General features: G+C 74.7%; 6 protein-coding genes. 5 read left to right on the top strand and 1 reads right to left on the bottom strand.

Going from position 1 to position 6,401, the window contains the following annotated elements:
* Positions 1 to 290 precede the first annotated feature (290 nt).
* From ybaK to AB0M28_RS39470, 4 genes are all read left to right on the top strand, one after another.
* Positions 291 to 788, top strand: coding sequence for a Cys-tRNA(Pro) deacylase (gene ybaK / locus AB0M28_RS39485; RefSeq protein ID WP_365415510.1), 498 nt, complete (start codon positions 291 to 293; stop codon positions 786 to 788).
* 204 nt (positions 789 to 992) lie between these two features.
* On the top strand, positions 993 to 2,018 hold the full coding sequence (locus AB0M28_RS39480) for an ABC transporter ATP-binding protein (protein WP_365415508.1): 1,026 nt from the start codon (positions 993 to 995) through the stop codon (positions 2,016 to 2,018).
* A gap of 20 nt (positions 2,019 to 2,038) precedes the next feature.
* Entirely contained in the window at positions 2,039 to 2,836 is a 798-nt protein-coding gene (locus tag AB0M28_RS39475) for an ABC transporter permease (protein ID WP_365415512.1), read from the top strand.
* A gap of 81 nt (positions 2,837 to 2,917) precedes the next feature.
* Positions 2,918 to 3,649 (top strand): hypothetical protein, encoded by a 732-nt coding sequence (locus AB0M28_RS39470; protein ID WP_365415506.1) that lies wholly within the window; start codon positions 2,918 to 2,920, stop codon positions 3,647 to 3,649.
* A 350-nt stretch (positions 3,650 to 3,999) separates the two neighbouring features.
* Here AB0M28_RS39470 and AB0M28_RS39465 read toward each other — a convergent pair whose 3' ends face one another.
* On the bottom strand, positions 4,000 to 5,187 hold the full coding sequence (locus AB0M28_RS39465; protein WP_365415505.1) for an NYN domain-containing protein: 1,188 nt from the start codon (positions 5,185 to 5,187) through the stop codon (positions 4,000 to 4,002).
* 200 nt (positions 5,188 to 5,387) lie between these two features.
* Here AB0M28_RS39465 and AB0M28_RS39460 point away from each other — a divergent pair, with 200 nt between their 5' ends.
* Positions 5,388 to 5,582, top strand: coding sequence for a hypothetical protein (locus AB0M28_RS39460; RefSeq protein ID WP_365415503.1), 195 nt, complete (start codon positions 5,388 to 5,390; stop codon positions 5,580 to 5,582).
* The last annotated feature ends 819 nt before the right edge of the window (positions 5,583 to 6,401 follow it).

Raw genomic sequence — 6,401 nt, 5'->3', positions numbered from 1 at the left:
CGGGCTGCGCCCGCTTTTCGCGCCTGCGGCGCTCGTCCTCAAGCGCCGGACGGGCTGGGGTGCGACCTTCGCCCTGGTGCCTGGGCGGGCTGGGGTGCGACCTTCGCCCTGGTGTCTGGGCGGGCGGGGTTTGGGTTCGTCCTGACCTCTGGGCGCCGCTGCTCAGTCGGCGCGCCCCGCCTCGTCCTCGCCTTGTGCGACAGGCTTGCTTCCCTCGGCAATTGGGCTTCCCCTGGGGGCGGTGCCGGGCGGTCGTTCCTGGGCGCGGAGCGATCGGTAGGGTCGGCGGCGTGGCTAAGAAGAGTAAGAGGCAGGGTGGGGGGACGCCGGCGACCGTGGTGTTGGAGGGGGCCGGGGTGGAGTTCAGTGTGCGTGCGTATGAGCATGATCCGGGTGTGGCGTCCTATGGGGAGGAGGCCGCCCGGGCGTTGGGCGTGGATCCGGCGCGGGTCTTCAAGACGCTGGTCGCCGAGGTCGACGGCGAGCTGACCGTCGCCGTCGTACCCGTGGCCGGGTCGCTGGACCTCAAGGCACTCGCCGCCGCCGTGGGCGGGAAGCGGGCTGCCATGGCCGATCCGGCCGCGGCCGAGCGGACCACCGGGTACGTGCGCGGCGGCATCTCGCCCCTCGGGCAGCGCAAACGGCTGCCCACCGTGCTGGACGCGTCCGCCGCGGAGCTGGACACCGTGTGCGTGTCCGCCGGACGGCGCGGACTGGAGGTCGAGCTGTCACCGGACGACCTCGCCAAGCTCACCGGCGCGGTCGTGGCGCCGATCGCCCGCAGGTAGGGCCGCCGCCAGGGCGACCTCGGTCGCTACGCCGGGCGGCGGCCGTGGTTCGACTTGCCCTTGCGGATCCGCCACTTCCGTTTGCGTGTCTTCTTCGACATGACGAGGTCATACCGAAGGGAGTGGGAGCCGTCCAGCCCTCTCGCGAGCGCAAGGCCGGGGGGTGACACGGCCGCAAACCGGGACAGCGTACCCTCGTAACTCGTGAGCACAGGTACCGGCGTCGCGGGCGCAGCAGTTCGTACGCCGACCGGCGTCGCCTGCCGTGTGCGTGACCTGGTCAAGACGTATCCCGGGCGCAAGGCCCGGCGCGGCCGGCCCGCCGTGCCCGAGGTGCGGGCCGTGGACGCGGTGAGTCTGGACGTACGGCAGGGCGAGATCTTCGGACTCCTCGGGCCCAACGGCGCCGGCAAGTCCACCCTCGTACGACAGCTGACCGGGCTGATGCGGCCGGACACGGGCAGCGTCTCGATGCTCGGCCACGACCTCGTACGGCATCCGGAGCGGGCCGCGCGGCTGCTCGCCTATCTGGGGCAGGAGTCGACCGCCCTCGACGAGCTGACCGTCTCGCTGGCCGTGGAGACCACCGCCCGGCTGCGCGGGCTCGCCCCCGGCACCGCCCGCGCCGAACGCGACGCCGTGATCGAGGAGCTCGGGCTCGGATCCATCGCCACCCGCCCGCTGAAGAAGCTCTCCGGCGGACAGCGGCGGCTCGCCTGTGTGGGCGCCGCGCTCGCCGGACCCCGGCCCGTGCTCGTACTGGACGAACCGACCACCGGCATGGACCCCGTCGCCCGGCGCGCGGTGTGGGCCGCGGTGGACCGGCGGCGGGCCGAGCAGGGCGTGACGGTCGTGCTGGTGACGCACAACGTCATCGAGGCCGAGACCGTGCTCGACCGGGTCGCCGTGCTCGACCAGGGCCGCGTCATCGCCTGCGACACCCCGGCGGGGCTGCGCGCGCTGGTCGACGGCGAGGTACGGGTGGAACTCGTATGGCGCGAGGCGCCGCCGCTGCAGCTGGCGGAGGTCGCCGCGCTGGCCGCCCGCGCGCAGGCCACGGGACGGCGCTGGACGCTGCGGCTCGGCGCCGACGAGGCCCGCGCCGCCGTGGCGGCCGTGACGGGCGGGCCCGCGTTCGCGGCCCTCGACGACTTCACGCTGGCCACGCCGAGCCTGGAGGACGTGTACCTCGCGCTCGGCGGGCGGACGGAGGGGCTGGTGAAAGCGTGACCTCGGTCAGTGCTCAGGCGGTGGTCGTGCCGTCGGTGGCGGTCGCCGACGAGGACGGCGCCGCGCCGCTCGCCCCCCGGGCGGGGCTGTGGCCCGCGCTCGGCGCCGTGTACCGGGCCCAGCTGTCGCGGGCGCGGGTCTCGCGGATCCCGCTGCTGTTCGTGGCGACGTTCCAGTCCGTCGGGATCATGGTCCTGATGCGGGGGGTCGTCGACGCGGGCAGCGAGGACGCGCGGGCGGTCGTCGCCGGGTCGACGGTGCTCGTCGTCGCGTTCGTCGCGCTCAACCTCCTCGCCCAGTACTTCGGGCAGCTGCGTGCCCACGGCGGGCTCGACCACTACGCCACGCTGCCCGTGCCGCCCGCCGCGGTCGTGCTCGGCGCGGCCGGTGCTTACGCGTCCTTCACCGTGCCCGGCACCGTCGTCACGGGAGTGGCGGGGAGCGTGCTCTTCGACCTGCCGGTCGCGCGGCTGTGGGTGCTGGCCCTCGTCATCCCGCTCGCCGGGGCCGCGCTGGCCGGGCTCGGCGCCGCGCTGGGGCTGCTCGCGCCCCGGCAGGAGCTGGCCACGCTGGCGGGCCAGCTCGGCATGTCGGCCGCGCTGCTGCTGGGCGTCATCCCCGCCTCCGGCATGCCCGCGCCGGTGGCCCTGGCGCGGGACCTGCTGCCCTCGACGTACGGGGTGGAGGCCCTGGCCCGGACGTACGGGCCGGCGCCCGACTGGGCCGCCGTCGTGGCGGACCTCGGCGTCTGCGCGGGCACGGGCGTGCTCGCGCTGGGGGTCGCCACCTGGGCGTTCCGCCGCGCGGCGGTACGGTGACGGATCCCTCGACCGTCCTCAACACACCCGAACGGGCAACCTGAGGGCCGACGCCCGACGAGGCCCTGGCACCATGGCAGGGTGACCGCGCCGATGACGCCTCAGGACCAGCCGTCCCCCAGCCCCTGGCAGCAGCCGTGGGCCCAGGACTCCGGTGACCCCACGTCGAAGGGGGGCGGCCTCGTGCGCTCCGAGGTGCGTGGTGCGCTGCTGGTGACGCTCGCGCTGGCGGTGAGCGGGCTGCTCGCCGGCTTCCTCTGGGTGCAGCTGGCGCCGCGCGTGCCGCTGGTGGCCCGGGACGGGAACGTCCTGCTCGCCGATTCGGAGGCCGAGCACGCCGTCGCCATCGACGGGACGTTCGCGCTGGTCGGGCTCGGCTTCGGGGCGGTGTCCGCGCTCGCGGTCTTCCTCTGGCGCCGCCGCGGCGGCGTGCCGCTGGTCGCGGCGCTGGCCGTCGGCGGGCTGCTCGGCGCGCTGGTGGCGTGGCAGGTGGGGGAGTGGCTCGGTCCCACGGACGACGTGATCGCCCACGCCAAGCAGGTCGGCGAGGGCAAGATCTTCGACGCCCCGCTGCAGCTCAGCGCCAAGACGGCGCTGCTGGCGTGGCCGATGGCGGCGATGCTCGTGCACCTGGTGCTCACGGGCCTCTTCGGCCCCCGCGACCCGCAGCCGGCGCCGGTGGCCCCCGGCCAGTGGCAGGGCTGGGGAGAGGCGCCGGGAGGGGCGCCGGGCACGGCCCCGGGCGGGGCGCCGGGCACGGCCCCGGGCGGGGCGCCGGGCACGGCCCCGGGCGGGGCTGCTGGGCAGGGGTGAGGGCGGCTTACCGCTTGGGGCGGCTCTTGGGCGAGGGCGCGGTCTCGGATTCGGGGTGGGGCTCTCGGATGCGGGCGGCGTCCGGCTTGGGGTGGGCCTTCGGGTGAGGGCGGCGTCCGGCTTGGGGTGGGCCTTCGGGTGAGGGCGGCCTCCGGCTTGGGGTGGGCTTTCGGGTGGGTGCCCTCGGCTCGGTGGTGGACCCCCTCAGGTGGGGTGTGCTGCCGGGGGCCCAAGCTTCCCCGGCGAAGTTCGGTGCTGGGCCCGCTTACGTAGCCCCTGCTCCCACGGGGTCCGGGGGCGAAGCCCCCGCCGATCCGCCTTACGGGAGCGCCCTGCCCCCACGGAGGCACTCAGCTTTCGGTGGTTGCGGGGGCGTGTTCCACCGCCGTGCGGATGTCGATCTCGCGCCAGAAGCCCGCGCGGATCGCGTAGCGGTCGTGTTCGTCGATCTGGTCGTCCTTGTGCGCCAGCAGGCCGAAGCGTGCGGCGTAGCGCAGGAGTTCGCCGTCGATGCGGTGCGGGACCCGGGGGTACTGGGCCGCCAGCAGCGGGAGGTGTGACTGGTCCGGGAGACGCTCGATCCAGCGCCGGGCGAAGACCTGGCCCACCTCGTACGGATCGCCGCCGATCGCCGTGATGTCCTCCTCCCGGTCGGCCCACCGCTGCTCGGCCGTCGTCAGCTGCGCCAGCGTGGGCAGCCCGGCCGTCTCCGGCGGCTCCCCGCCGGGCCGCTCGACCCAGCCGCGGTCCGACGACCACCGCAGCGTCGCCGCCGGCGCGGTCCGCGCCTCCGGCATCGACGGGCGGCCCAGGTCGGCGAGGTCCTTCGGCGTCGGCACGCCCTTCGCGGGCTGTACGGCGGACGCCTCGGCCGCCCCCACGCCGTTCTGCGCGGGCTCCGGCTGTGGCGCCGTCGAGGGGAGCGGCGCGGCCAGGATCGCCGCGATCTCCGGCCGCGGGGCGGGCGCCGGGGCGCAGACGCCCGTCAGGTCCTTCACCCGTACGGCCCGGGTGATCCACTCGCGGTCCAGCACCCGGCGCTCGTCGGCCTCGGCGACCAGGTCCTCCGACTGGTTGTAGTCCCCGTCCGCGGCCTGTACGGCCCACAGGTGTACGGCGACACCGTGCTCCTTCGCCGACATCATCCCCGGCAGCAGATCGCCGTCGCCGGTCACGAGCACGATGTCGGAGCACGCGCGGTTGCGGGCGAGCTCCGTGAGCTCCGCGTGCATCGCCGCGTCTACACCCTTCTGGGCCCATCGGCCGTCACTTCGGGTGAGGGCGCCCAGCCGGACCGTGACCCGGGGCATCACGCGCAGCCGGCGGTGCTCCGGCTGGGGCACGCGGTCGGGGGCGCCGTCGAACCAGTAGATGCGCAGCAGCGGGTGGCCCGTGTCGGCCTCCGCGCGGTCGCGCAGCCCCTGGACGAGGGTGGCGTGGTCAATGCTGATTCGGGACCGGGACGGTTCACCGGCCAGCAGGCTCGCGGCGGCGCCCAGCAGATAGCCGGCGTCCACCAGTACGACGCAGCGGTCCACGATTGTCACCCTCTTCCGGAGGCGGGGTACGCGGGGTTGTCTTCGAGTCTGCCCGACTGGCGGGGGGTTATCAGCCGCTCGCGGATCATCGGCGTGGCGTGGTCTGTACACGGAGGGTAATTGTCCGAAATGCGATGAACTGCGGGGCGTGCGACGGTGGCTTGCGCGGGGGGACCCGCGAAGTGAAGGAAAGATCCAGAATGGGTAAGGGCAAGAAGAACCGAAACCAGCAGCAGCAGCACGAGCACACCGACAAGTACGCGGTCGACTCGAGCGGTCAGGCATCGCAGCAGCCGTTCGACGAGCGGTCCTCCGCCTCGGCGGCGCCGCCGCCGCACGCTTCGCCTGAGGTGGACGACTACGCGCAGGCGCCCGAGCACTACGAGGGTCGGTGAGTCCTGATGGGACGCAAGAACCGGAACCGGATACACGACGGTGAGCCCGAGCGCTCGGCGGATACGCAGGCTGAGCGGGGCTCGGAGGGTGCGGGTATGGGTGGGCCCGCGGAGGACAAGGTGAGTGCGATGACCTCCGGGGAGTATGGGGGGACGCACAAGACCCAGAAGCACAAGGAGAAGCGCTTCGGGCACAACTGACGTGTGACGTCGAGGGGCGTGGCCTTTGTGGCTGCGCCCCTTCGGCGTTGCCGTCGCCTTCCGCCGCGGGGGCTCCGCCCCCGGGCCCCCGTTGCGGGCTGCGCCCGCTTTTCGCGCCTGCGGCGCTCGGCCTCAAGCGCCGGCCGGGCTGGGATTGGGCCCTTCGCCCTGGCGCCGGGGCGCCGGCTTGTCGGCGCTGCGCGCCTCGTCCTCAAACGCCGGACGGGCTCCATGTCGCGTTGCGCTGCGGGGGCTTCGCCCCCGGGCCCCCTTTGCGGGCTGCGCCCGCGATCGCGCCTGCGGCGCTCGTCCTCAGGCGCCGGACGGGCTGGGATGCGCCCTTCGCCCTCATGCCTGGGCGCCGGACGGGCTGGGATGCGCTCTTCGCCCTCGTGCCTGGGCGCCGGACGGGCTGGGATGCGCTCTTCGCCCTGTTGCCTGGGCGCCGGTGTATCGGCGCTGCGCGCCTCGGCCTCAGGCGCCGGCCGGGCTGCATGTTGCGTTGCGCTGCGGGGGCTGCGCCCCCGGGCCCCCTTTGCGGGCTGCGCCCGCATCGCGCCTGCGGCGCTCGTCCTCAAACGCCGGACGGGCTGGGGTTGCGCCCTGCGCCCTGTCGCC

It is taken from the genome of Streptomyces sp. NPDC051940, assembly GCF_040680895.1.
Lineage (GTDB): Bacteria > Actinomycetota > Actinomycetes > Streptomycetales > Streptomycetaceae > Streptomyces.
Note: the sequence above shows the minus strand (reverse complement) of the source record. Positions and strands in the feature narration are given on the sequence as shown.